Annotated in this window: 19 protein-coding genes and 2 tRNA genes; 14 read left to right on the forward strand and 7 right to left on the reverse strand. The window is 72.2% G+C overall.

Annotation, left to right across the window (positions count from 1 at the left end; translation table 11 throughout):
* Positions 1–186 precede the first annotated feature (186 nt).
* On the reverse strand, positions 187–1,212 hold the full coding sequence (locus tag KHA85_RS12855; protein ID WP_213186084.1) for a PQQ-dependent sugar dehydrogenase family protein: 1,026 nt from the start codon (positions 1,210–1,212) through the stop codon (positions 187–189).
* Between the two features lie 66 nt (positions 1,213–1,278).
* On the opposite strand from KHA85_RS12855, the gene KHA85_RS18095 reads away from it, so the two are divergent.
* Positions 1,279–2,109: a DoxX family protein gene (locus tag KHA85_RS18095; RefSeq protein WP_213186085.1), complete on the forward strand. Its 831-nt coding sequence runs from the start codon at positions 1,279–1,281 to the stop codon at positions 2,107–2,109.
* Positions 2,110–2,195: 86 nt separating this feature from the next.
* Here KHA85_RS18095 and ilvD read toward each other — a convergent pair whose 3' ends face one another.
* Positions 2,196–4,034, reverse strand: a complete 1,839-nt coding sequence (ilvD, locus tag KHA85_RS12865) for a dihydroxy-acid dehydratase (RefSeq protein ID WP_213186086.1) — start codon at positions 4,032–4,034, stop codon at positions 2,196–2,198.
* A 184-nt stretch (positions 4,035–4,218) separates the two neighbouring features.
* On the opposite strand from ilvD, the gene KHA85_RS12870 reads away from it, so the two are divergent.
* The gene (locus KHA85_RS12870) at positions 4,219–5,655 is read left to right on the forward strand and encodes a YhgE/Pip domain-containing protein (protein WP_236885647.1); all 1,437 of its coding nucleotides are present in this window, start codon (positions 4,219–4,221) and stop codon (positions 5,653–5,655) included.
* Here the strand turns inward: KHA85_RS12870 and KHA85_RS12875 are convergent.
* Complete coding sequence (locus tag KHA85_RS12875; protein WP_213186088.1) at positions 5,551–5,985, reverse strand: PH domain-containing protein; 435 nt, start codon at positions 5,983–5,985, stop codon at positions 5,551–5,553. The genes KHA85_RS12870 and KHA85_RS12875 overlap by 105 nt on opposite strands.
* A 282-nt stretch (positions 5,986–6,267) precedes the next feature.
* Here KHA85_RS12875 and KHA85_RS12880 point away from each other — a divergent pair, with 282 nt between their 5' ends.
* The 4 genes from KHA85_RS12880 to KHA85_RS12895 all read left to right on the forward strand — a co-directional run bounded on the left by KHA85_RS12880 (position 6,268) and on the right by KHA85_RS12895 (position 11,449).
* Positions 6,268–8,163, forward strand: a complete 1,896-nt coding sequence (locus KHA85_RS12880) for an acetolactate synthase large subunit (protein ID WP_213186089.1) — start codon at positions 6,268–6,270, stop codon at positions 8,161–8,163.
* Positions 8,160–8,666 carry an acetolactate synthase small subunit gene (gene ilvN / locus KHA85_RS12885; protein ID WP_007627160.1) on the forward strand — a complete coding sequence of 169 codons (507 nt, stop codon included), beginning with the start codon at positions 8,160–8,162 and terminating at the stop codon, positions 8,664–8,666. The genes KHA85_RS12880 and ilvN overlap by 4 nt, the downstream gene beginning before the upstream one ends.
* Positions 8,667–8,720: 54 nt before the next feature.
* Entirely contained in the window at positions 8,721–9,734 is a 1,014-nt protein-coding gene (gene ilvC / locus KHA85_RS12890) for a ketol-acid reductoisomerase (protein ID WP_007627159.1), read from the forward strand.
* Between the two features lie 77 nt (positions 9,735–9,811).
* Positions 9,812–11,449: a hypothetical protein gene (locus KHA85_RS12895; protein ID WP_213186090.1), complete on the forward strand. Its 1,638-nt coding sequence runs from the start codon at positions 9,812–9,814 to the stop codon at positions 11,447–11,449.
* A 40-nt stretch (positions 11,450–11,489) separates the two neighbouring features.
* On the opposite strand, the gene KHA85_RS12900 is transcribed toward KHA85_RS12895, so the two are convergent.
* Together KHA85_RS12900 and KHA85_RS12905 are read right to left on the reverse strand one after the other, a co-directional pair.
* A complete protein-coding gene (locus KHA85_RS12900; protein WP_213186091.1) occupies positions 11,490–12,974 on the reverse strand; it encodes a phytoene desaturase family protein in 1,485 nt (494 codons plus the stop codon).
* Entirely contained in the window at positions 12,971–13,558 is a 588-nt protein-coding gene (locus KHA85_RS12905; protein WP_213186092.1) for a hypothetical protein, read from the reverse strand. The genes KHA85_RS12900 and KHA85_RS12905 overlap by 4 nt, the downstream gene beginning before the upstream one ends.
* A gap of 205 nt (positions 13,559–13,763) precedes the next feature.
* Between KHA85_RS12905 and serA the strand changes: the two genes are divergently transcribed.
* From serA to KHA85_RS12930, 5 genes are all read left to right on the forward strand, one after another.
* On the forward strand, positions 13,764–15,356 hold the full coding sequence (gene serA, locus KHA85_RS12910; RefSeq protein ID WP_007627150.1) for a phosphoglycerate dehydrogenase: 1,593 nt from the start codon (positions 13,764–13,766) through the stop codon (positions 15,354–15,356).
* Between the two features lie 26 nt (positions 15,357–15,382).
* On the forward strand, positions 15,383–16,402 hold the full coding sequence (locus KHA85_RS12915) for a 3-isopropylmalate dehydrogenase (protein ID WP_213186093.1): 1,020 nt from the start codon (positions 15,383–15,385) through the stop codon (positions 16,400–16,402).
* 114 nt (positions 16,403–16,516) lie between these two features.
* Entirely contained in the window at positions 16,517–18,379 is a 1,863-nt protein-coding gene (locus KHA85_RS12920; RefSeq protein WP_213186094.1) for a DUF294 nucleotidyltransferase-like domain-containing protein, read from the forward strand.
* A complete protein-coding gene (locus KHA85_RS12925) occupies positions 18,376–19,098 on the forward strand; it encodes an exonuclease domain-containing protein (RefSeq protein WP_213186095.1) in 723 nt (240 codons plus the stop codon). Before KHA85_RS12920 ends, KHA85_RS12925 begins: the two co-directional genes overlap by 4 nt.
* A gap of 9 nt (positions 19,099–19,107) precedes the next feature.
* On the forward strand, positions 19,108–19,902 hold the full coding sequence (locus tag KHA85_RS12930; RefSeq protein ID WP_213186096.1) for a fumarylacetoacetate hydrolase family protein: 795 nt from the start codon (positions 19,108–19,110) through the stop codon (positions 19,900–19,902).
* A gap of 75 nt (positions 19,903–19,977) precedes the next feature.
* Here KHA85_RS12930 and KHA85_RS12935 read toward each other — a convergent pair whose 3' ends face one another.
* A complete protein-coding gene (locus KHA85_RS12935) occupies positions 19,978–21,108 on the reverse strand; it encodes an isochorismate synthase (protein WP_213186097.1) in 1,131 nt (376 codons plus the stop codon).
* 128 nt (positions 21,109–21,236) lie between these two features.
* Between KHA85_RS12935 and gltX the strand changes: the two genes are divergently transcribed.
* From gltX to KHA85_RS12950, 3 genes are all read left to right on the forward strand, one after another.
* The gene (gltX, locus tag KHA85_RS12940) at positions 21,237–22,721 is read left to right on the forward strand and encodes a glutamate--tRNA ligase (RefSeq protein WP_043568853.1); all 1,485 of its coding nucleotides are present in this window, start codon (positions 21,237–21,239) and stop codon (positions 22,719–22,721) included.
* Between the two features lie 174 nt (positions 22,722–22,895).
* A tRNA-Gln gene (locus KHA85_RS12945) sits at positions 22,896–22,967 on the forward strand.
* A gap of 53 nt (positions 22,968–23,020) precedes the next feature.
* Positions 23,021–23,093 (forward strand) — tRNA-Glu (locus KHA85_RS12950).
* Positions 23,094–23,155: 62 nt separating this feature from the next.
* Here the strand turns inward: KHA85_RS12950 and KHA85_RS12955 are convergent.
* A complete protein-coding gene (locus KHA85_RS12955) occupies positions 23,156–24,136 on the reverse strand; it encodes an acyl-CoA thioesterase (RefSeq protein ID WP_213186098.1) in 981 nt (326 codons plus the stop codon).
* Between the last annotated feature and the right edge of the window lie 191 nt (positions 24,137–24,327).

The following is a 24,327-nucleotide window of genomic DNA, read 5'->3' on the forward strand; positions in this document are numbered from 1 at the left end:
CGCTCAGCGCCGAGGCGTCCAACGACTCCAACGGCTCGTCCACCGCGCGCAGCGCCCCGAGACCGAACGCCCTCGTCGTCGTCGTCGTCTCCACCTCGGTCACCCCCCGCCCGCGTCGCGCCATCACTCGAACATGAGAACGAGTTTACCGGCCGAAGGAGGATCGCACAAGGGTTCGATACGAACTTACATGCGGGCGTCGCCTCCGCCGCCGGAGTCGGGCAGTATGACCGCCCGGTCGTCGGTCGCGACAGGGGAGCCGCCGGCCTTGTTGGTGGTCCCGGCCAGGAGGATGCCCTCGCCGACCACGGTGAGGCCGGTGAGCCGCCCGTAGCGCCCCTCCGCGAGAGCCTCGGGCTGACCGCGCGCGGCGCCGCCGGCGGTCTGCAGGGTGTCGACACGCTCGGCATCCGGGAGCGCGATCGCCAGCGTCCCCTCGCCGGCCGCGCACCCGCCCGCGGCACGCTGGTCAGGCCACGTCCACACCATCCGATCCGGGGCGCGGAGGGCGGCGCCACGGTCGGTCACGGTGGAGAGGTACACCTCGTCGTCGTGGACGCACAGCGCCCGGATACCACCCAGATCACGCGCGATCACCTCGGGCCGTTCGGCGCGACCGATCCCCGTGAACGACGGGAACCGCACGAGCTCCGACCCGACGCCGACGGTGAGGACGTCCGCGACGAACGCGAGCCCGCCGCTCTCGGCGGGAGCGAGTTCCGCGACCGTGCGGGGAGCATCGCCGCGTGCCAGGCGCTCGACGCGGGTGGGTCCATCGCCGACGACGAGGAGATACACCAACCGGTCCTGGGCGAAATCCGGGGACGGCGCGACCGCGGCCACCCGACCGCCCCGCGGATCCACCCGCCCGAAATCCTCCGGCTCCGCGTCCGGCGAGACGATCCGCACCGCACCCGTCGACTCGGCGACCAGCGCCCGTTCCCCCAGCCCCGCCACGGCGACGGCCGGGCCCAGACACGTGGCGATCACCGCGGGGTCCGGGTCCACGCACGGACCGGTCTGGGGGGCCGGCTCGGGCTCCCCGGAGGTCGAGGTCGGTGGGGGAGTCGGAGCGCCGGGTGCACTCGGCGGCGGCGCGGCCCCCGCCCCCGGACCCGGTGCCGGCGTGAACGGGGCCTCGAGGCGATCGTCGAACCTCGCGCAGCCCGACACCGCGACGGCGAGCGCCAGGACGAGCGCGAGCGATCTCATGCCGACCAGAGTACGGCGCGCCGTGTCCTACGGGTCCCCGCGGCGGCCCCGGCCTACAGTCGAGAGGTGACTTCCTCAAAGCGCGGTGACGACGACGCCCGTACCGAGATCATCCACGACGTCGACTATCCGCTCGACGTGCCCAGCACCAAGGGTCCGGGGGCGGGTGCGGGAACGGGCGCGAGCGGCGGGACGGGGGACACCGCCACCACAGCGTTCCCGGCCGCCGGGCGCACCGACTACTCGCAGTTCTCCGAGTCGGGTGGATACGACATGTCCGCGCCGTTGCCGTTCGGCGAGCAGCCGACCACCATCGCGCCCGCCCGCCGCGACGATATCGGCAGGCGCGGGACCATCGACCTCGGACTGTTCGTCCTCCGCCTGGCGGTGGGCGTCCTGCTGGCGATGCGCGGCCTGCAGAAGCTCGCCGGATTGTTCGGTGGCCCCGGGATCGACGGATTCACCCAGACTCTCGCCGACTCGGGGTTCGACATGGCCCGCGCCCTGGCGATCGCCGGCGGAACCGTCGAGCTCGTCGCGGGGGTCATGCTCGTCGTGGGACTGGCGACGCCCATCGCCGCGGCCGGTCTCCTCGGGATGATCGGACTCGGGATCGCGGTCCGGCTGACCGGAGCGGACCCCATCCCCGTCCTCAGCGACACCTCGCGGGGACTCGAGCCGTCGATCCTTTACGCCGCCGCACTTCTGACACTGCTCTTCACCGGACCCGGGCGGTGGGCCGCCGACCGCAAGTGGGGATGGTCGCACCGCCCGCGGTTCAGCGGGATCGTCTGGCTGGTGATCGTCGTCGTGCTCGCCGGACTCGTGTGGTACTTCCTCAACGGCACCAATCCGCTGACGTCGTCCGCCGACAGCGCACCGGTCACCGCGGGCTGACCGCGCCGCCGACTGGCCGCGCCGCCGACTGAGCGCGCCGGTCGCTGCGGGCCGACCACTCGACGGTGGTCGGCCCGCAGCCGCGATCAGTCCGGCAGGATCCGGACGGCGCCCTTGTCCGCCGACGACGCCATCGACGCGTACGCGCGCAGGGCGGACGAGACCTTCCGGTCCCGGTTCGCCGGCCGCCACGGCAGTGGACCCTTCTCCTCCCGGCGGCGGGCCAACTCGTCGTCGTCCACCGCCACCGAGATGGACCGCGTGGCCACGTCGATCGTCACGATGTCGCCGTCACGCACCAGGCCGATCGGGCCGCCCGAGGCGGCCTCGGGCGCGATGTGGCCGATCGACAGCCCCGAGGAACCGCCCGAGAACCGACCGTCGGTGATGAGAGCGCACTTCGTGCCGAGGCCCGCGCCCTTGATGAACGCGGTCGGGTGCAGCATCTCCTGCATCCCCGGGCCCCCGGCCGGTCCTTCGTAGAGCACCACCAGGACCTCGCCGGCCTGCAGCGTCTTGTTGAGGATGACCGACACCGCCTCCTCCTGGGACTCGACCACCCTGGCCGGACCCGAGAAGTGGAAGTTCTCCTCGGACACGCCCGCGGTCTTGAACACCGACCCGTCGGGGGCGATGTTCCCGCGCAGCACGACGAGGCCCCCCTCGGCGGTCGCCGGGTGCTCCACCGAGTGGATGCAGCCCCCCACCGCGTCGGTGTCGAGCGACTCCCACCGGTTGTCCGTGGAGAAGGGCTCGATCGTGCGCACCCCACCCGGGGCGGCGTGGAACAGCTCGACGGCCTTCTCGGTGGCCGTGCCACTGCGGATGTCCCAGTCGGCGATGTACTGCTCGAGCGACGGCGAGTGCACCGAGTGGACGTCGGTCTGCAAGAGGCCACCGCGGTACAGCTCGCCGAGGATCGCGGGAATTCCGCCGGCCCGGTGGACGTGCTCCATGTAGTAGTCCGAGTTCGGGGCGACCTTGGCCAGACACGGCACCCGCCCCGAGACCTCCTCGATGTCGTGCAGGTCGAAATCGACCTCGCCCTCCTGCGCGGCGGCGAGGATGTGCAGCACCGTGTTGGTGGAGCCACCCATCGCGACGTCGAGCGCCATCGCGTTGGTGAAGGCCGACTTGGTGGCCACCGAGCGGGGGAGCACCGAGTCGTCCTCGTCGCGGTAGTAGCGCGTGCACAGGTCCACGATGAGACGACCCGCCTCGGCGAACAGCTCGCGGCGCGCACTGTGCGTGGCCAGCGTCGAGCCGTTGCCCGGCAGGGACAGCCCCAGGGCCTCGGTGAGGCAGTTCATCGAATTGGCGGTGAACATGCCCGAGCAGGACCCGCAGGTCGGGCAGGCCGACCGCTCGATGGCGTCCAGGTTCTCGTCGTCGACGGCGGAGTTCGCCGAGGCGGAGATGGCTGTGATGAGATCTGAACCGGCCTTGACGACGCCGTCGACGACCACCGAGAAGCCCGACTCCATCGGCCCGCCCGAGACGAACACGGTGGGGATGTTCAGCCGCATGGCCGCGTTGAGCATGCCCGGCGTGATCTTGTCGCAGTTGGAGATGCACACCAACGCGTCGGCCGTGTGGGCGTTGACCATGTACTCCACCGAGTCCGCGATGATCTCGCGGCTCGGCAGCGAGTACAACATCCCGGCGTGCCCCATGGCGATGCCGTCGTCGACCGCGATGGTGTGGAACTCACGCGCCACGCCGCCCGCCGCCGCGATCTGTTCCGCGACGATCTCGCCCACGTTCTTCAGGTGGACGTGGCCGGGCACGAACTGCGTGTAGGAGTTGGCGATCGCGATGATCGGCTTGCCGAAGTCAGAGTCCGTCATACCGGTCGCACGCCAGAGGGCCCGGGCCCCCGCGGCGTTGCGTCCGGCGGTACTGGTTCGTGACCTCAGGGGCGGCATGGGACCTCGATCCGGTTCGAAGGGGGCGGGCGGCCGGAGGGGCTGCCCCGCGGGGCGTCCCGGACGCGCCGACGGCAGCGCCCCGGACTGGCCGTGACCTCCCCACGATACGCCCCGGTGTGGGTTTACTCTTCTCGCGGTCGGCCGCCCGGCCCGACCGCCCACGACGAGAAGGGGGATGGACATGAGCGACTCCGGCCACACCGGCGGGATCCGGGAGTTCGTCTCGCACTCCGCAGGGGCCGTCGCGGTCGTCTGCGGCCTGTTCTTCCTCCTGGCCTTCATGTACATCGGCGGCACCGCGGACCCGCAGGCCCACGCCCGACACATCCCCGTGGCCGTGGTGAACTCGGACGAGGCGGCGACGCTCGAGACACCGATCGGTCCGCGACGGATCGACGTCGGCACCCGCATCACGGCGGGGCTCATCCAGAACAACGACTGGGGCACCGTCCGGTTGCACATGGTGGACCCCGCCACCGCGGAGGCCGGCCTGCGGGACGGAACGTACTTCGGCGCCCTGCGGATACCCGCCGACCTGAGCGAGGGGGTCGTCGGACTGGTCGAGGCGGCCGCGACGGAGGCGGGGCGGAGCGGGCCCGTACCGGACCGTGCCCGCGTGGAACTCCAGTACTCACCACGGATCTCGATCGTCTCCGGCCAGGTGATGAACACGATGGCCGACCGGATGCGGGAGTCGTTCCGGGAGGGCGTGGGACCCGGCCTGCTGGAGGACGCCGAGCTCCTGGCGGAGGCGGAGGGCGGATCGGTGGGTGCGGCGGCCGCGCTCGCGGTCCAGGACCCGATCAGGGTGGACGTCACCGCGTGGAACCCACTGCCCGAGGGCGTCTCCAACGCGTCGCTGCCGATGTTCTACGCGTTGGTCGTCATCCTGGCCGGGTTCACCGGCGCCATGATCATCTCGGCGCTGTTGGACGCCCGACTCGGGTTCATCCCACTCGAGATCGGGCCGTTCGCCCATCACGTCCACGTGGCGCCGTTCGGTCGGGTCCAGACCCTCGTACGGAAGTGGGCGGTCACGCTCGTCACCGCTCCGCTGGTGTCGGTTCTGTGCCTGTGGGTGGCGGACATCCTCGGCATCAGCGGATACGACCCGTGGCACATGTTCTGGTTCTCGAACCTCGTGATCGTGGCGGTGGGGGTCAGCGCGCACACCATCATCGCCGCGATCGGCAATGCCGGGCTGCTGGTCAACCTCGTGCTGTTCGTGGTGCTCGGGATCCCCACCTCCGGCGGGGCGACGCCCACCCAGATGCTGCCGCCCGTCTTCGTCACCATCGGCGACCTGCAGCCGATGCACCAGGCCTATCTCGGCCTGCGCTCGATCATGTTCTTCGACTCGGGCTGGGAGGCCGGGCTCGGTCACGCCGTGTGGTTACTCGGCGCCTGGACGGTGGGCGGGCTCGTGGTGGGCATCGCGGTCACCCTCGTGTACGAGCGCATGGGGATGCGCCGGCAGGCCGTGGCCGACCGCGTGCCGGCCGGCCGGGGCGGATCAGGGCTGCTCGGGTCCGGGCGCGGCGTAGGGGTCGCGGATGCGGCCCCGGCTGGCGGCGGACAGCCGCGGGAGGTCGTGGAACGACACGCCGCCCATCGGTAGGGAGTCGTCCGAGGTCGTCACGAGCCGGGCGAAGCCCTTCTTCGGGAACATCACGCCCTTCACCTCGTCCCACGGGACCGAGCGCCGGGAGTGCCAGGTCGACAGGTGCACCCCGCGCTCGTCGAGCCGGGTGCGGGTCCTGGCCACCCACCAGGCGAAGGCCACCGGGATCAGCACCAGCCAGCCGAGGGCCAGCGGGTAGGCCGCGACGGGCCAGAGGATCGCCACGATGAGGATGGCGATGACGATGTAGGACATGGGGTTGACGCGGAAGAGGGCGCGGTCGCGCGGGGTCGACTCCGGCACGGGGGCTCTGAATGGGGCGCTCATGATGTCCTCTAGTCTCGCACGCTCCACTATGTGGGATCGGCGTTCCACGAGTTGACGCTGCGGACAGCCGCGGCCTAGTCTGGGCCGCGTGAACACCTGGAACGGTCTCGTACTCGGCCGGCGCGTCGGCGCCTGAGCCGCAACCTGGCTTTCCCCCGACGCGCACCCTCGCCGGCCCCATGTGGCCGTCGGGGGTTTTTTGTTGCCAGGTTCCACCGGTCCCACCGGACCGGGTGAGGCGACGAACGACAAGCTCCACGACCAGCATGAAGGACAGTTGAAGTGAGCGCACCAACGGCACAGCCCGGACCCCGTCCGGGCACAGACCAGAAGGCCCGCCCGGCGGCCCCCGAGCGGATGACGGGCGCGCAGGCCGTCGTCCGGTCCCTCGAGGAGATCGGCACCGAGGTGGTCTTCGGCATCCCCGGCGGGGCGATCCTGCCGGTCTACGACCCGCTCTACGACTCGGCCAAGGTCCGGCACGTGCTCGTCCGGCACGAGCAGGGTGCGGGCCACGCCGCCACCGGTTACGCCCAGGCCACCGGCCGGGTCGGCGTCTGCATGGCGACCTCGGGGCCCGGCGCCACCAACCTGGTGACGCCGCTCGCGGACGCACAGATGGACTCGGTTCCGGTCGTGGCGATCACCGGCCAGGTGGGGACCTCCCTCATCGGCACGGACGGCTTCCAGGAGGCCGACATCTCCGGCATCACGATGCCGATCACCAAGCACAACTTCCTGGTCTCCCACGGCGACGACATCCCGCGGATGATCGCCGAGGCGTTCCACATCGCCCAGACGGGCCGTCCGGGTGCCGTGCTGGTAGACATCCCCAAGGACGTCCTCCAGGGCGAGATGACGTTCTCGTGGCCGCCGGAGATGAAGCTCCCCGGCTACCGGCCCGTCACCAAGCCGCACGGCAAGCAGATCCGCGAGGCCGCCCGGATGATCGCGCGGTCGACGCGACCGGTGCTGTACGTCGGCGGCGGCGTCATCAAGGCGGACGCCTCGGCGGAGCTCATGGCGCTGGCCGAGCTGACGGGTATCCCCGTCGTCACCACGCTCATGGCCCGCGGGGCGTTCCCGGACTCGCACCGGCTGCACTACGGCATGCCCGGCATGCACGGCACGGTCGCCGCGGTCGCCGCGCTGCAGCGCTCCGACCTGCTGGTGACGCTCGGGGCGCGCTTCGACGACCGGGTCACGGGGCGCCTCGACACGTTCGCGCCCGACGCGAAGGTCATCCACGCGGACATCGACCCGGCGGAGATCGGCAAGAACCGTGCGGTCGACGTGCCGATCGTCGGCGACATCAAGGAGGTGCTGGCCGAGCTCGTCGAGACGCTCCGCGGTGAGCGGGAGTCCGGGGCGCTGGCCGCGCCGTCCGCGTGGGTCGGCGAGCTGGACGAGATCCGGGACGAGTACCCGCTGGGGTACGCGCCGCAGTCGGACGGGTCCCTGTCGCCGGAGTACGTCATCGAGCGCCTCAGCGCGGCCGCCGGCCCCGACGCGGTGTACTGCGCGGGCGTGGGGCAGCACCAGATGTGGGCGGCCCAGTTCGTCAAGTACGAGAAGCCACGCACGTGGCTCAACTCGGGCGGCCTCGGCACCATGGGCTACGCGGTGCCCGCCGCGATGGGCGCCAAGTTCGGCCGTCAGGACGCCGAGGTGTGGGCCATCGACGGCGACGGCTGTTTCCAGATGACCAACCAGGAGCTGGCCACCTGTGCCATCGAGGGTGCGCCGATCAAGGTCGCGCTCATCAACAACGGCAACCTCGGCATGGTCCGGCAGTGGCAGACGCTGTTCTACGAGGAGCGCTACTCGCAGACCGACCTGTCGACGCACTCCATGCACATCCCCGACTTCGTCAAGCTCGGCGAGGCGCTGGGCTGCGTGGCGCTGCGCTGCGAGCGGGCCGAGGACGTGGACGACGTGATCGCCAAGGCGCGCGAGATCAACGACCGGCCGGTGCTCATCGACTTCATCGTGGGCAAGGACGCCCAGGTCTGGCCGATGGTCGCGGCCGGGACGTCCAACGACGAGATCATGGCGGCCCGGGACATCCGGCCGCTGTTCGACGACACCGACTCCGCGGCGGACGAGGCCACGGAGATCCACGAGGTGACCGAGCGGATCGACGCCGCCGTCATCGCCGGCCAGGAGGAGGATCAGTGAGCGCGCGTTCCCACACCCTGAGCGTGCTGGTGGAGGACAAGCCCGGCGTGCTCGCGCGCGTCGCGTCGCTGTTCTCCCGGCGCGGGTTCAACATCGAGTCGCTGGCCGTCGGCCCGACCGAGACCGACGGGTTGTCGCGTATGACGATCGTGGTCAACGTCGAGGACTTCCCGCTCGAGCAGGTGACCAAGCAGCTCAACAAGCTGGTCAACGTCATCAAGATCGTCGAGCAGGACCCGGCCGGTTCGGTGGCCCGCGAGCTCACGCTGGTCAAGGTCCGGGCCGACGCCACCAACCGCGGGCAGATCGTGGAGATCGCCAGCCTGTTCCGTGCGCACATCGTCGACGTCTCGCCCGAGTCGCTCACGCTCGAGGCGACCGGCACGCCGGACAAGCTCGACGCGCTGTTGCGAATGCTCGACGGCTACGGCATCCGCGAGATCGTCCAGTCCGGGATGGTCGCGCTCGGACGCGGTCCCAAGTCCATCACCACCACTCGATAGTCTCGACCTGTAACCCGGTTTCGACTTACCGATAACAACCGAAGGGAATCCACCATGGCAGTGGAGATGTTCTACGACGATTCGGCGGACCTGTCGCTGATCCAGGGCCGCAAGGTCGCCGTCATCGGCTACGGCTCGCAGGGCCACGCGCACTCGCTGAGCCTGCGCGACTCCGGTGTGGAGGTCGTGATCGGCCTGCGCGAGGGCTCCAAGTCCCGCGAGAAGGCCGAGGAGGCCGGCCTCAAGGTCATGACCGCGTCCGAGGCCGCCAAGTGGGCCGACGTCGTCATGCTGCTCGCCCCCGACACCTCGCAGGCCCAGATCTACGCCGACGACATCGAGCCCAACCTGAACGACGGCGACGCGCTGTTCTTCGGCCACGGCCTCAACATCCACTTCGGCCTCATCAAGCCGGCGGAGAACATCACCATCGCGATGGTCGCGCCGAAGGGCCCCGGCCACCTCGTGCGTCGTCAGTTCGTCGACGGCAAGGGCGTCCCGGCGCTCATCGCCGTGCAGCAGGACCCGAAGGGCGAGGGCGAGGCGCTCGCGCTGTCCTACGCCAAGGCGATCGGCGGCACCCGCGCCGGCGTCATCAAGACCACCTTCAAGGACGAGACCGAGACCGACCTGTTCGGTGAGCAGGCCGTGCTGTGCGGCGGCACCGAGGAGCTCGTCAAGACGGGCTTCGAGGTCATGGTCGAGGCCGGGTACGAGCCCGAGCTGGCCTACTTCGAGGTGCTCCACGAGCTCAAGCTCATCGTGGACCTCATGTACGAGGGCGGCATCGCCCGCATGAACTACTCGGTGTCCGACACCGCGGAGTTCGGCGGCTACCTCTCCGGCCCGCGCGTCATCGACGCCGGCACCAAGGAGCGCATGAAGGAGATCCTCGCGGACATCCAGAACGGCGAGTTCACCAAGCGCCTGGTCGCCAACGTCGAGGGCGGCAACAAGGAGCTCGAGGCGCTGCGCAAGGAGAACGCGGAGCACCCGATCGAGGTCACCGGCCAGAAGCTGCGCGACCTCATGAGCTGGGTCGACCGTCCCATCACGGAGACCGCCTGAGTGTTGCGGAAGCATCTCGTGTGAGGCCCCTGTAGGCTCCACCGGGATCGATTCCCGACAGCTGTAGGAGGACCGCCGTGCGTCACATCAACCGAGGTGTGGGTGCGGCGGTCCTCGCCATTTCCCTGGCCGCCACGACGGTGGCCTGTGGGTCGACGGAGGACGGTGACGCCCCCGGGATGCGGGCGGTGGAGGCGGACGGGGTCCGGATCGCCGCCGACGCCGACGGCTCGGGTGTGGAGGCCACGCGACTGCTGGTGGAGTCCGCGCCGGTGGTCGTGGTGGCCGCGCCGGACGAGGCCGCCCAGGCCACGGCGGCGTCGGTCGCCGTGGGCCTGCGCGCCCCGATGCTCACCGCCGTTCCGGGCGGCGAGGCGGGCCTGGCCGACGAGGTATCGCGGCTCGGCGCCGAGCGGGTGCTCCGGGTCGGCGCGGTGTCGTTCGGATACGACGACGGCGAGGTGGTCGATTCCCCGACCGACCGGCCGGGGCTCGAGGAGCTGACCGGGATCACCTTCGATTCCGAGCTGGAGGTCCCCGGCGACCGGATCGACGACGTCACGGTCCACCAGTCACCCGGCGCGCCGGCGCTGATGACGATCGGCGGTCCGAACGCCGCGGGCGGCGGCGCGGATGCCGCCGGAGGCGGCGAGGCTGCGGCAGAGCCGTTCGAGCCGGGTGCACCCGCATGGGACGGCGACGACGCCCCGAGCGTGCTCGTCCACGACCGGACCCCCGTCGCGTCGATCGCGACGGCCGTGGCCGCGGGTGCGGCGGTGTCCCACCTCCGGGCACCGGATCCCCGGGTCGACGGCGGGTCGGTCGAGGCCGTGCGCGACGCCGACGCCGTCTACGCGCTCGGGCCCGGCTGGGGCACCGAGGAGGAGCTCGACGACCGCGTCGAGACCGCCCGGACGGTGCCCGAGCTCCCCGGTGGCGGGCAGCTCATGTTCCCGGGACGGCGGTTCGTCGCGGCCTACGGGTCGCCGATCACCCCTGCGCTGGGCATCCTCGGCGAGCAGGGGCCCGCCGAGAGCGTGGCGCGCGTGCAGACCCTGGTCGACCAGTACCAGCCGTTCTCGCCGGAACCGGTGATCCCGGCGTTCGAGATCATCGGCACGGTCGCCGCGGGCGGGCCCGGCGCGGACGGGAACTTCACCAACGAGTGGCCGCCGGAGGTGTTCGTCCCGATGGTCGACGCGATCACCGACGCCGGTGGCTACGCGGTGATCGACCTGCAGCCGGGGATGGCCGACATGGTCGACCAGGCGAAGATCTTCGAGGACCTGCTGCGCCGGCCCGGCGTAGGGCTGGCGCTGGACCCCGAGTGGAAACTGAAGCCGGGCCAGCAGCCGGGCGCGCAGATCGGGTCGGTGGACGCCGAGGAGATCAACCGGGTGATCCACTGGCTGGCGGACCTGACCCGCGACAGCGGGGGACCGCAGAAGCTGCTCATCCTCCACCAGTTCAGCATGGCCATGATCAGCAACCGCGACCGGATAGACACCTCCCGCCCGGAGGTGGCGATCGCCCTGCACGCCGACGGGCACGGCACCCCGGGCCTGAAGATGGAGACGTGGGACGTCCTGCGCAGCGGGCTCTCTCCCGACATCTGGATGGCCTGGAAGAACTTCTACGACGAGGACACGCCCACGTTCACGCCCGAGCAGACGATGGCCGTGCGGCCGCGCCCGTGGTTCGTGTCCTATCAGTGACACGGCAGACCTGCCCGAGGTGACGTCGCCGGCGAGGTGGTCAGCGGTCGAGGATCCGGTCCGCCACGTGCCGGCCGGCCATCCCGTGCACGCCGGGCCCGGGCGGCGTGGAGCCCGAGGCGTGCCAGACGCCGGGGACGGGCGTGGCGAACGGGTCGACCCGCGGCACCGGGCGCGCGACCAGACCCCGCAGGTCCACCCGTCCCGCCGCGATGTCCCCGCCGGCGTTGTTGGCGTTGTGTTCGGCCATCCGGTCCGCGGGCGTGCAGTGGGTGGCGAGTACGACGTCGCGCACTCCCGGTGCGACCTCCTCCAGCGCGGCGAGCACCTGCTCGGTCTGATCGCGGCCGGAGTAGGCGGGGACGTGGGCGTAGGTCCACAGTGGCCGCCGGCCGTCCGGGGCGATGCGGCCGGGGTCGGTCACCCACGGCTGCGACACGAGGATCATCGGGCGCTCGGCGTGGCGGCCGGCGGCCACCTCGCGCTCGGCGACGGCGAGCGCGTGCGAGTCCCCGCCCAGATGAACGGTGCCCGCCCGGGCGAGGCGCTCGTCCCGCCACGGCACAGGGCCCGACAGGACGAGGTCGACCTTCGCCGCCGCGCCGCCCATCGGCGCCTCCATGAGCTTCCGTGCGCGGCGCGCAACGGCGGGTGACGGCGACGACGCCAGCAGGATCCGGCCGAGGATCCGCGACGAGGTGTTGAACACGACGTCGCGGGCGTCGAGTCGCGCGAGCGAGTCGACGGTGACGCCCGTGTGGATCTCGCCACCCGCGTCCCGCACGGCATCGGCCAGGGCCGCCGTGATCGCGCCGCTGCCGCCGACGGGCAGACCCCATCCGCGCGGAGAATGCAGCAGCGCGCCCAGGACGAGCCCGACGCCCGTCGCGGCCGGGGACGTCAGCGGGGTGATGGCGTGGGACGAGATACCGGACAGCAGCGTCCGGCCGTCCGGGCCGAGAGGATCGGCGACCCCGCCGCGGGGATGCGCCCGCAGGAAGGCGCCGGCGAGCGCCGCCGTCGCCGCCACGGGCGGGATCGAGCGCTGATCGGACAGGGCGGCCGCGACCACGTCCTCGGCGCGGCGGCCCAGCGGGCCCATCACGCTCCACCACCGGTCGGCCTCCTCGCGCGAACCCAACCCCTCGGCGAGGGTCGCGGGGGAGGGGTCGGACGGCACGACGATCGCGTCCCGGCCCGGCAGGGCGTGCCCGAGCTGCACCGCGGGCACGGCCAGCTCGACGCCGTGGGCCGCCAGGTCGAAGTCGCGGAAGAACGGCGAGGCCCCCGCCATCGGGTGCACGGCCGAACAGGGGTCCACGAGCAGGCCGTCGGCGAGATCGTCCGGGATGTCGCCGGCGACGTCGGACATCGGCAGAGTCCGGCAGCCGCCGCCGATGGTGTCCTGCGCCTCGAGGACGACGACCTTCCGCCCGGCACGCGCGCACATCACGGCCGCCGCCAGACCGCTCGGGCCCGAGCCCACCACGACGACGTCCGCGCGCACGATCCCGGCGGCGCTCACCCGAAGACCGCCAGGCCGTAGGTGCGGCGCAACTGTTCCAGTAACTCCTCCTGCGCCCGGGCCTGTTCCGCGAGACCCTGCAGCAGCCGGCCGGTGTCGTGGACGCCGAACTCGTCGTCGTCGTCACCGCCGGGCGCCGGGTCGTCGGCGACCCACGACGCCGCGAGCAGTTCCCACATCGAGCGCTTGGCCACCACCAGGGTGCGGAGCGTCTCCAGGACGGCGAGCCGCGCCAACGGATCGCGCAACACCGGTCCCACGGGCAACGCGGCGAGCGTCACCACGGACGACGCCCTGAGGAGTCCCCGACCCGGCGCGCCCCACGGCGACAGGCGCCGCAGCAGAGCCGCGGCGGTGTCGATCTCCCGGTCGAACTCCGCGCGCAGCGGCACCAACCGCACGCGGTCGGCCGGCTCCACGGCGTTGATACAGCGGTCGAGGATGCTGCGGCCCACGGCCGCGCCGTACAGGTGCGCCCGCAGATACGTCGCCACCGCCGTCGCCCCCCGCGCCGGCGCCACCACCGGCAACCACGGGTCAGGGAAACGGACCGGGGACGGTGTCGACCGGGGGCTGCGGGGCATCGGGGCTTCCGTTCGTCGCTCGGCGGCGTGCTCGTCGGTGTGTTCGTCGGCGTGCCCGTGCCACGACGGCGGCCGGATGGGGCGCGACCGTCGGGCCGGACTCCCCGCCACGGTAGGCGGCCCGGGCCGCACCGGCCACTGATCGACGGCGGTGACCCGTGGCCTAGACTGGCCCTGCCCGTTTTGACACCGAGGAGATCCCACTGTGACAGCATCCGGACGTCCCGTCGTCCTCATCGCCGACAAGCTCGCCCAGTCGACCGTCGACGCGCTCGGCGACGCCGTGGAGGTCCGCTGGGTGGACGGCCCGGATCGTCCGAAGCTTCTCGAGGCCGTAGCCGACGCCGACGCCCTGCTCGTGCGCTCCGCGACGACCGTCGACGCCGAGGTGCTCGCCGCCGCGCCCAACCTCAAGATCATCGGCCGCGCCGGCGTGGGCCTGGACAACGTCGAGATCCCCGCCGCCACCGAGCGCGGCGTCATGGTGGTCAACGCGCCCACCTCCAACATCCACTCGGCCGCCGAGCACGCCGTCGCGCTGCTCATGGCCGCCTGCCGCCAGATCCCCGCCGCCGACCGGACGCTGCGCGAGCACACCTGGAAGCGCAGCTCCTTCAACGGCGTCGAGCTGCTCGGCAAGACCGTCGGTGTCGTGGGCCTGGGGCGCATCGGGCAGCTCGTGGCCCAGCGCCTGGCGGCGTTCGAGACCCACATCATCGCCTACGACCCCTACCTGCCGGCCGCCCGCGCGGCGCAGCTGGGCATCGAGCTCGTGGACATCGACGAGCTGGTCTCCCGGGCCGACATCATCACGATGCACCTGCCCAAGACCAAGGAGACCGCCGGCCTGTTCGACGCCGCGCGTCTCGCCCGTGCCAAGGACGGCGTCGTGATCGTCAACGCCGCCCGCGGCGGCCTCATCGTCGAGGACGCCCTCGTCGACGCGCTGAAGTCCGGCAAGGTCCGCGCCGCCGCGCTCGACGTGTTCGACACCGAGCCCTGCACCGACTCGCCGCTGTTCGAGCTCGAGAACACCGTCGTCACCCCGCACCTGGGCGCCTCCACCGCCGAGGCCCAGGACCGCGCCGGTACGGACGTCGCGCGCAGCGTCCTGCTCGCGCTCCGCGGCGAGTTCGTGCCCGACGCCGTCAACGTCTCCGGCGGCCCGGTCGGCGACGAGGTCGCCCCCTGGCTCGACCTCGTCCGCAAGGTCGGCCTCATCGCCGGCCACCTGTGCCCGGGCGTGCCCACCACCGTCAACGTCGAGGTCGCCGGCGAGCTCGCCGCCGAGCAGGTCGACGTCCTCGGCCTGGCCGCCCTGCGCGGCCTGTTCTCCGCCATCACCGACGAGCCGGCCACGTTCGTCAACGTCGGTCAGATGGCCGAGCAGCGCGGCGTCACGCACTCAGTCGAGACCCGCAGCGAGTCCAAGTCCTACCGCAGCACGGTCACCGTCACGGCCGTCGCGGCCGACGGTTCCACCGGGAAGGTCACCGGGACCCTCTCGGGCCTGGACCAGGTGCAGAAGATCGTCCGGATCAACGAGCGTGGCTTCGATCTGCGCGCCCAGGGCCAGAACCTCTTCGTCCACTACTCCGACCGCCCGGGTGTGCTCGGCAAGGTGGGTTCGATCCTCGGTGGCGAGGGCATCGACATCCAGGCCGCCGCCCTGAGCCAGGACGCCACCGGTGAGGGCGCGTCGCTCATCCTGCGCGTGGACCGTGCGGTCGCCGAGCCGACGATCGACCGGATCGTGTCCGACCTCGGCGCCACCGCCACCCAGATCAACCTCGACTGACGAGCAGCAAAGGAACCCACACCGTCATGAAGCTCGCAGTCATCCCCGGTGACGGCATCGGCGTCGAGGTCACCGCCGAGGCGCTCAAGGTCCTCCACGCGCTGGTGCCCGACGTCTCGACGACCGAGTACGACCTCGGGGCCCGCCGCTACCTGCGCAACGGCGAGACCCTCACCGACGCCGACATCGCCAGCCTCAAGGAGCACGACGCCATCCTGCTGGGCGCCATCGGCGACCCGCGCTCCGTGCCGGCCGGCGTGCTCGAACGCGGCATGCTGCTCCCGCTGCGGTTCGCTCTCGACCACCACGTCAACCTCCGTCCCTCGCGGCTGTTCCCGGGCTCGGCCACTCCGCTGAAGGACCCCGGCGAGATCGACTTCGTGGTGGTGCGCGAGGGCACCGAGGGCCTCTACACCGGCAACGGTGGCGCGATCCGCGTCGGTACCCCGCAGGAGATCGGGACCGAGACGTCGGTCAACACCCGCTTCGGCGTGGAGCGTGTCGTCCGCGACGCCTTCGCCCGCGCACAGGCCCGCCGCGGCAGGCTCACGCTGGTCCACAAGACCAACGTGCTGGTCAACGCCGGCGGACTGTGGCAGCGGACGGTCGACGAGGTCGCGCCCGAGTTCCCGGGTGTCGAGGTGGACTACTGCCACATCGACGCCGCGACCATCTACATGGTCACCGACCCCGCGCGGTTCGACGTGATCGTCACCGACAACCTCTTCGGCGACATCATCACCGACCTCGCCGCGGCCGTCACCGGCGGGATCGGCACCGCGGCGTCCGGCAACATCGACGCCTCCGGCACCAACCCGTCGATGTTCGAGCCCGTCCACGGCTCCGCCCCGGACATCGCCGGCCAGGGCAAGGCCGACCCGACCGCGGCCATCCTGTCCGTGGCCCTGCTTCTGCGCCACCTCGGCAAGGAGGACGAGGCCGCGCGCGTCGAGGCCGCCGTCGAGGCCGACCTCGGTTCGCGCGGCGACGCACCCGTCGTCACCTCCGAGGTGGGCGACCGCATCGTCGCCGCGGTCAGCGCCTAGCCCGGACCGCCGCCCCGGCGTCGGCACGCCGGGACCCGTCCCACCCCGACGGCCCGCGGGTGTGAATCGCGTGAAGCGATCACACCGCGGGCCGTCGGCGTCCACAGTGGAGGCGTGGACGTGGAACTGGCCGAGGTGCGCGACTTCCTCGCCCGCTGCGCACCCTTCGACGCGCTGCCGTCGGAGCAACTCGACCGGCTTCCCGCCCTGCTGTCCCAGCGGTACCACCGCCGCGGCTCGGTGATCATCGAGCCGGGGACGCCGAACGACCACCTGCACATCATCCGCACCGGCGCCGTCGAGGTGTGCGATCCGGACGGCACCCTGCTGGACGCGCGCGACGAGGGCGACTGCTTCGGGTACTCGACCCTCACCGAGTCCCGCCTGTCGCGCTACCTCATGGTCGCCTCGGCGGACACCCTGCTCCTCGAGATGCCCCGCGAGGTGTTCGACGAGCTGGCCGCCGGGCATCCCGCCCTGCGCGCCTTCTTCGGCGCACGCAGCGACCGCATCCGCCAGGATCTGGCCTCCGCCCGCGTCGCCGCGTCCGGCGGCGACGCCCTCGGCACGCCGGTGGGGGAGCTGCTCACGCGGGACGCGGTCACCGTGGGGCCCGACACCCCCATCCGGGAGGCCGCACAGATCATGACGAGGGAGCGGGTGTCGGCGCTGGTGGTGGTCGAGGCCGGGCGCGTGGTGGGGATCTTCACCGACCGCGACCTCCGCGCGAAGGTCGTCGCCGTGGGGGGAAACCCCGAGGCCCCGGTCGCGACCATCATGACCCCCGACCCGGTGACGGTGGACGCCCACACCCGGGCGTTCGACGCCACGCTGCTCCAGATGGACCGCGGGGTCCACCATCTACCCGTGTGCCAGGACGGGGCGCCGATGGGGATGGTCACCACGAGCGACCTGCTCCGGCTCGCACAGGCCGACCCCGTCTACCTCGCCGCGCGGATCTCCCGCGCCCCGGACGCCGATACGGTCGCCCGGCTGGCGGAACGGCTCCTGCCGCTGATCGGTGAATTCGTGCGGCGCGGGACCGCACCCCAGGACATCGGGCGGGTCATCACCGCCACCGCCGACGCCGCCACCCGGAGACTGCTCGCCCTGGCCGAGGCCGACCTCGGTCCGCCGCCCACCGACTACTGCTGGGTCGGTCTCGGCTCGCAGGCCCGCGGGGAACTCGGCGCCTCCAGCGACCAGGACAACGCCCTGATCCTCGACGACGCCGCCGACACGGTCCCGGGCGCCCACGACTACTTCGCCGCACTCGCCGACCAGGTCTGCGACGGCCTGGACCGGGCGGGCTTCCCGCGGTGCCCGGGCGACGTGATGGCGAGCAACCCGCAGTGGCGACGAACCGCGTCCGACTGGGAACGACGGGTGCGGGACTGGGTGGGCGCGCCCGACCCCGAGGCCGTCCTGAACAGTCAGGTGTTCTTCGACATCCGCGCCGTCCACGGGGCCGAGCGTCTGGTGGACCGGGTCCGCTGCGAGATGCTCTCCAGATCCCGGGGGAGCCGGCGGTTCCTCGCCCACCTGGCACGGATCGCCTGCGACTGGCAACCGCCCCTCGGGTTCTTCCGGGGCCTCGTGGTCGCGCGCCGGGGGGAGTACCGCAACACGCTGGACATCAAGGCGGGCGGCATCGCACCCGTCGTCCAGATCGCCCGGCTGCACGCGCTGTCGGCCGGGCTGTCGGAGGTCTCCACGCTGGGCCGGCTCGAGGCCGCGGCGGCCGCCGGGGTGCTCGCCCGGACGGACGCCGAGAACCTCGCCGGCGCGATCCGATTCCTCAGGGGTCTGGCCTACCGCCACCACGCGCGCCAGATCGCCGAGGGACTCGACCTGGACAACCACGTCGACCCGTCGAGCCTCGGCACGATGGACCGCCACCGCCTGCGGGCGGCGTTCCGCATCATCGCGGCCGCGCAGTCCGCGTTGGCCATCCAGTACCGGGTGGGGCAGATGTGACGGGACTGAGCAGACTGACGTCGGCCGCCCGCCGGCGGCACGCGGCGCGCCGGGCGCCCGACGGCCCCCTCGGCGCCTTCCTGCGGACACCGCCGCCGGGCCCCGCCACGCCGCTCGACGAGGTGCGACTGCTGGCCGTGGACGTGGAGACGACGGGCCTCGACCCACGACGTGACCGGGTCGTGTCGGTGGGATTCGTCCCGGTCGACGGGGACCGGATCGCGCTGCGCGGGGCAGGCTCGATGGTGCTGCGGTCGGACGGCCGGTCGGGGGACGACGGCGGGGTGGGCCAGAGCGCCACCGTGCACGGCCTCACCGACGACGAGGTGGCGCACGGGTCCGGGGTCGCGGAGGTGCTCGACCGGGTGCTCACCGCCCTGACCGGACGCGTCCTGCTGGCGCACTACAGCACGATCGAGGTGGACTTCCTCGGCGTGGCGTGTCGGCGCGTGTACGGGGTACGCCCGCCGCTGGAGGCCGTCGACACACTCGAGTTGCAGCGACGGATCCTCGGCGGAGGGATCGGCATGGGGTTCACGGCGGATCCGTCGCCAGACGAGCTGCGCCTGTGGGGTGCCCGGGGACGCTACGGACTGCCCCGGTACCGCGCGCACGACGCGGCCGTCGACGCGCTCGCCTGCGCCGAGCTCTACCTCGCCCAGGTGGCCGAGCTCCGCGACCGTGGGGCGCGCGTCCTGCGTGACCTCCGCACGTCCTAGGATCGCGGTATGCGTCTCGCCCGTATCGCCCATCCGCAGGGGTTCGCCTTCGTCGAGGTCCGTGGGGACGTCGCCGACTCCTCCTCGCTGACCTGTGCCGAGATCTCCGAGCACCCGTTCGGCACCCCCGAGTTCACCGGCCGGGAGTGGCCCCTGGCCGACGTCCGTCTCCTCGCGCCCATCCTGGCGTCGAAGATCGTGTGCGTCGGCAAGAACTACGCCGACCACGCCGAGGAGATGGGCTCGCAGGCCCCCGCGGAGCCGCTGATCTTCCTCAAGCCCAACACCTCGGTCGTCGGCCCCGAGGCCGCCATCGCGTACCCGCCGAGCTCCGAGCGGGTCGACCACGAGGGCGAGCTCGCCGTCGTGATCGGGCAGCCGTGCCGCGACGTCGCCGCCGCCCGCGCGCACGAGGTCATCCTGGGCTACACCTGCGCTAACGATGTCACCGCGCGCGACCAGCAGCTCTCCGACGGACAGTGGACGCGGGGCAAGGGCTACGACACCTTCTGCCCGCTCGGTCCGTGGATCGTCACCGACCTCGACCCCAACGGTCTCGACGTCCGCACCACCGTCACGCACGAGGACGGGACCAGTGAGCTACGCCAGGACGGCAACACCTCGCAGTTCATGCACACCGTCGGTGAGATCATCGAGTACGTCAGCCGGGTCATGACCCTGCTGCCCGGGGACGTCATCCTCACCGGCACCCCGGCCGGCGTCGGGCCGATGCTGCCCGGTGACCGCGTCACCGTGGAGATCGAGGGCATCGGCGCGTTGACCAACCCGGTCGTCGACAGGTAGCCACCCCGCGTGCCGCCGGGCTCCGTCCCGGCGGCCCGTGCGGCGCCGGGGCGAGCCCGGCCCGGCCCCGGTGGCCTACGCGGCGCCGACCGCCCTCAGGACGGTCCGCAGCTTGGCGCCGGTCTCCGCGACCTCGTCGTCGGGCTCGGAGTCGGCCACGAGCCCGCCCCCGGCCCAGGCGACGGCCCCGGCGCGGTCCGCGTCTATCTCGACGCACCGGATGGTGACCATCCAGTCGCCGTCTCCGCCGGCGTCGGACCACCCGACCGCGCCCGCGTAGAACCCCCGGTCGCCCTCGATCCCCGCGATGAGGCGTCGGGCCGCGTCCGTCGGCGTCCCGCACACCGCTGGGGTGGGGTGCACGGCCAGGGCCAGATCCAGGGCGGTGGTCCTGGGGTCGGCGATGCGCCCCCGGATCCGGGTCCCGAGATGCCACATCTCCCGGGTCGACGTCAACGACGGGTGCTCGGGGATCTCCAGGTCGGTGCACAACGGCCCGAGCGACCGGGCCAGCGAGTCCACGACGAAGGCGTGTTCGGAGGCGTCCTTTCCGGAGGCCCGCAGCGCGCGGCCCGCGGCCTGGTCGGCGGCGGGGTCGGCCGACCGGGGCGCGGATCCGGCCAGCGGGTGGCACTCCACCAGGTCGCCCCGGCGACGGACGAGCAACTCGGGACTGGACCCCACCAGGACGCGGCCCGAGTAGCGGCCGCCGGCGGGGGAGAGGTCGACGAGATACCCGTCGGCCGCGGGGCTCGAGTCGATGAGGGCGGCGCACACCGCGTGGGGATCGATCGGCTCGTCCGCCTCCAGGCGCACCGCGCGGGCCAGCACCACCTTGTCGAGTTCACCGGCGCGCACGCCCGCGATCGCGGTCGCGACACGCGCCCGGTGCTCCGCCGCCGTGGGTATCTCCTCGGCGATGTGGGCGCGGGTCCGCATCGCGCGGAAATACGCAGGCGGCTCGAGCGGTCCGTCGGTGCGCACCACGACGTCGGGCTCCACGAGCGCGGCCGGTGCGTCCGGCTCGAAACCGATCGCGCCGACCACCAGGCCGACGCGGCCCGCGCGCAGGGCCAGGGCGGCGTCGGCAGGATCGGTGAACTTGGCGAGCGCGCCCTGTGTGCGCAGCGAGCCGGTCGGCCGAGAGAGCAGGAAGTCCGGGGCGGTGACGGGACGCCCGACGTCGGGGTGGGGCCCTGACGCCACGGCTCGCCTCCCTCGACTCGGTCCGGTCCGTGGGGCGCCGTCCTGGAGGCGCCGGCCACGGGTACCCGCTGATCCTAGGCCGGTCCTCGACGGGGGTGCGAGCCGGGACCGTCACTAGGATGGGCGCCATGACAGCCTCCGATGTCCGCGTCCGCTTCTGTCCGTCGCCCACCGGCACACCCCACGTGGGGCTCGTGCGCACGGCACTGTTCAACTGGGCGCACGCCCGGCACACGGGTGGGACGTTCGTCTTCCGGATCGAGGACACCGACGCCGCGCGCGACTCCGAGGAGTCCTACCAGGCGATCCTCGACGCGCTGCGGTGGCTCGGCCTGGACTGGGACGAGGGACCCGAGGTCGGCGGTCCGTACGCGCCGTACCGCCAGTCGGAGCGGCGGGAGCTGCATCTCGACGTGGTGCGCCGGCTCGTCGAGGCGGGGGAGGCCTACGAGTCCTTCTCCACCCCCGAGGAGGTCGAGGCCCGGCACCGGGCGGCCGGACGCGACCCCAAGCTCGGCTACGACGGATACGACCGCGACCTCACCGAGGAGCAGAAGCAGGCCTTCCGCGACGAGGGCCGCGGAGCGGTGATCCGCCTGCGGATGCCGGACGAGGACCTCTCCTGGAACGACCTCGTCCGCGGCGAGACGACGTTCAAGGCCGGCACTGTCCCCGATTTCGCGCTCACCCGCGCCAACGGCATCCCGCTCTACACGCTGGTCAACCCGGTCGACGACGCCCTGATGAAGATCACGCACGTCCTGCGCGGCGAGGACCTGCTCAGCTCGACCCCTCGGCAGATCGCCCTGTACCGCGCCCTCGAGCGCATCGGCGTGGCCGACGGTGTGCCCGAGTTCGGTCACCTACCGTTCGTCATGGGCGAGGGCAACAAGAAGCTCTCGAAGCGCGATCCCGAGTCGGACCTCTTCCTGCACCGGGATCGCGGCATGCTGCCCGAGGGCCTGCTCAACTACCTGGCGCTGCTCGGGTGGGGCCTGTCGGAGGACCGCGACGTGTTCTCGTTGCAGGAGATGGTCGGCGCCTTCGACGTCCGGCAGGTCAACGCGAACCCGGCCCGCTTCGACCAGAAGAAAGCCGACGCGATCAACGCCGAGCACATCCGTCAGCTGCCGGCCGACGAGTTCGCGCGGCGCCTGCGCGAATACCTCGTCGCCCACCCGGCTCAGGACGGACTGACGCTTCCGGAGGACTTCGACGAGCAGCGCTGGGCGGTCGTGGCCGAATTGCTGCAGACCCGCATCGTGGTCCTGTCGGACGCCTGGGATCTCATCCGCTTCCTGCTGGTGGACGAGTCGGAGTTCACGGTGGACCCGCAGTCCGCGGCCAAGAACCTCAAGCCCGAGTCGCGTGAGGTCGTCGACGCGGCGATCGCCGCCCTCGACTCTCTCGGGGAGTGGACGACGCCCGCTATCGAGGCCGCGCTGTCCGGGGCGCTGGTCGACGGTCTGGGCATCAAGCCGCGCAAGGCCTACGGCCCGGTCCGGGTGGCGGTGACCGGTTCGCACATCTCGCCCCCGCTGTTCGAGTCCATCGAGCTGCTCGGCCGTGAGGCGACCCTGTCCCGTCTGCGCTCGGCGCCGGTCGCCGGATGACGGTCGCCGGCCGCGCCGGTCGACGGGGGACGGGCGCGGCCGGTCATCGGGGGACGGGCGCGGCCGGGGCCGGCCGTCGGAAACGAGGCCGTTGACCAGGCGATTTGCTATTCACCCACAGTGGTTTGGTAGTCTCTTCGAGGTCGCCGAAGAGCGGCGGACAAGTGAAAATAGTGGCCTATGGTGTAATTGGCAACACAGCTGATTCTGGTTCAGTCGTTCTAGGTTCGAGTCCTGGTAGGCCAGCGGAGTACTCCACGCGAGTGCTCACAGCGGATCCCCTGTGGATCTGTGTCCTAGCCCCCGTCGTCTAGCGGCCTAGGACGCCGCCCTCTCACGGCGGTAGCGTGGGTTCGAATCCCATCGGGGGTACATCGCGAAGACGCCCGGAGCACATCGCTCCGGGCGTCTTCCGCATTTCGGGTGGGCTTCGCTCAGTTCGGTGCGGGCGCCGGCCTCGCGGAGCGTCCCCGCGCCCGCAGCCGGATGAGGTCGCGTGCGTGTGCGTCCAGGGCGTGGTCCTCGGCGGACACGGGGGACCACCGCGCGACCGGGGTGGGGCGCCCGTCCGCGCCCAGGGCGGCGCAGACGGTGAGGCAGTGCGTGCTGAGCGTGCGGGCGGACGAGGTGGCCGGCCCGGAGCGGACGTGCACCGAGACGTGCATGGTCTCGTGGCCGGTGTGCAGCAGACGGGCCTCCACCTCCACCACGTCCCCGATCCGCACCGGGTGGTAGAAGCGCACCCCGCCGGCGTACACCGAGGTACACGGGGTCCCCGACCACTGGGCCGCGCAGAGGTTCGCCGCGTCGTCGATCCACGACATGATCCGCCCGCCGTGGGCGTTGCCTCCCCAGTTGACGTCCGAGGGGGCGGCGAGGAGGCGCAGCGTCGATCGTGGCGCGGTGCCGGCCTCGGAGTAGACCTGCTGCGCCATCGCGCGCTCGATGTCCTCGCGCAGCCCGATGCGCATGACCGCCTCGTCGGACTCGTGGATCTCCAGGCTCGAGGCGGGCCGCCAGGCGGGGACCGGGGTGGGCGCGCCGTCGCGGACGGAGATGAAGACGACCAGGCACTCGGCGCAGTGCCGGTACCCGGGGCGTGCGGGATCGCAGGCGCGGACGTCGCACTGGATGTGCATGGAGGAGGTGCCCGTGTGCACGAGCCGGGCGGACACCTCCACGAGGTCCCCGGAGGCGATCGGGCGGGAGAAACGGACGTTGCCGACGTAGGCCGTGACGGCGTACCCGCCCGACCACCCCGCGGCCAGAGCGTAGGCGGCCTTGTCGATCCACTCGAGGATGCGGCCGGTGTGGACCTGGCTACCCGTCCCGACGTCGGTCGGGGCGGCCAGGAACCGCAGCACGGTCCGGTGGGGGGCGGTGTGGTCGGGAGCGGTGAGGTGAGGCGTGGTCACTCGTCGGACGCTAGTGCCGTCGCGTGACGGGGCCGTGTGTCGTGCGTACGGATCCCGTGTCGGACTCCTCACCCCCGCGCCGACGCGCGGTGAGCGCGGGTACGGGGGTGAGGGGGGGGGGGGGAGGGCGGCGGACCGCGGCGGGGGGGGGGCCCCCGGGGGGGGGGCGGGGAACCCGCGGGCGGGGGCGG

Origin of the sequence: Dietzia massiliensis, assembly GCF_018390595.1 — a bacterium.
Taxonomy (GTDB): Bacteria; Actinomycetota; Actinomycetes; order Mycobacteriales; family Mycobacteriaceae; genus Dietzia; species Dietzia massiliensis.

Excerpts from the sequence above, each read along its gene's own strand:
- KHA85_RS12855 (WP_213186084.1), bottom strand. The coding sequence starts at position 1,212 with ATGAGATCGCTCGCGCTCGTCCTGGCGCTCGCCGTCGCGGTGTCGGGC.
- ilvD (WP_213186086.1), bottom strand. The coding sequence starts at position 4,034 with ATGCCGCCCCTGAGGTCACGAACCAGTACCGCCGGACGCAACGCCGCG.
- KHA85_RS12870 (WP_236885647.1), top strand. The coding sequence starts at position 4,219 with ATGAGCGACTCCGGCCACACCGGCGGGATCCGGGAGTTCGTCTCGCAC.
- KHA85_RS12875 (WP_213186088.1), bottom strand. The coding sequence starts at position 5,985 with ATGAGCGCCCCATTCAGAGCCCCCGTGCCGGAGTCGACCCCGCGCGAC.
- ilvC (WP_007627159.1), top strand. The coding sequence starts at position 8,721 with ATGGCAGTGGAGATGTTCTACGACGATTCGGCGGACCTGTCGCTGATC.
- KHA85_RS12905 (WP_213186092.1), bottom strand. The coding sequence starts at position 13,558 with ATGCCCCGCAGCCCCCGGTCGACACCGTCCCCGGTCCGTTTCCCTGAC.
- KHA85_RS12915 (WP_213186093.1), top strand. The coding sequence starts at position 15,383 with ATGAAGCTCGCAGTCATCCCCGGTGACGGCATCGGCGTCGAGGTCACC.
- KHA85_RS12930 (WP_213186096.1), top strand. The coding sequence starts at position 19,108 with ATGCGTCTCGCCCGTATCGCCCATCCGCAGGGGTTCGCCTTCGTCGAG.
- gltX (WP_043568853.1), top strand. The coding sequence starts at position 21,237 with ATGACAGCCTCCGATGTCCGCGTCCGCTTCTGTCCGTCGCCCACCGGC.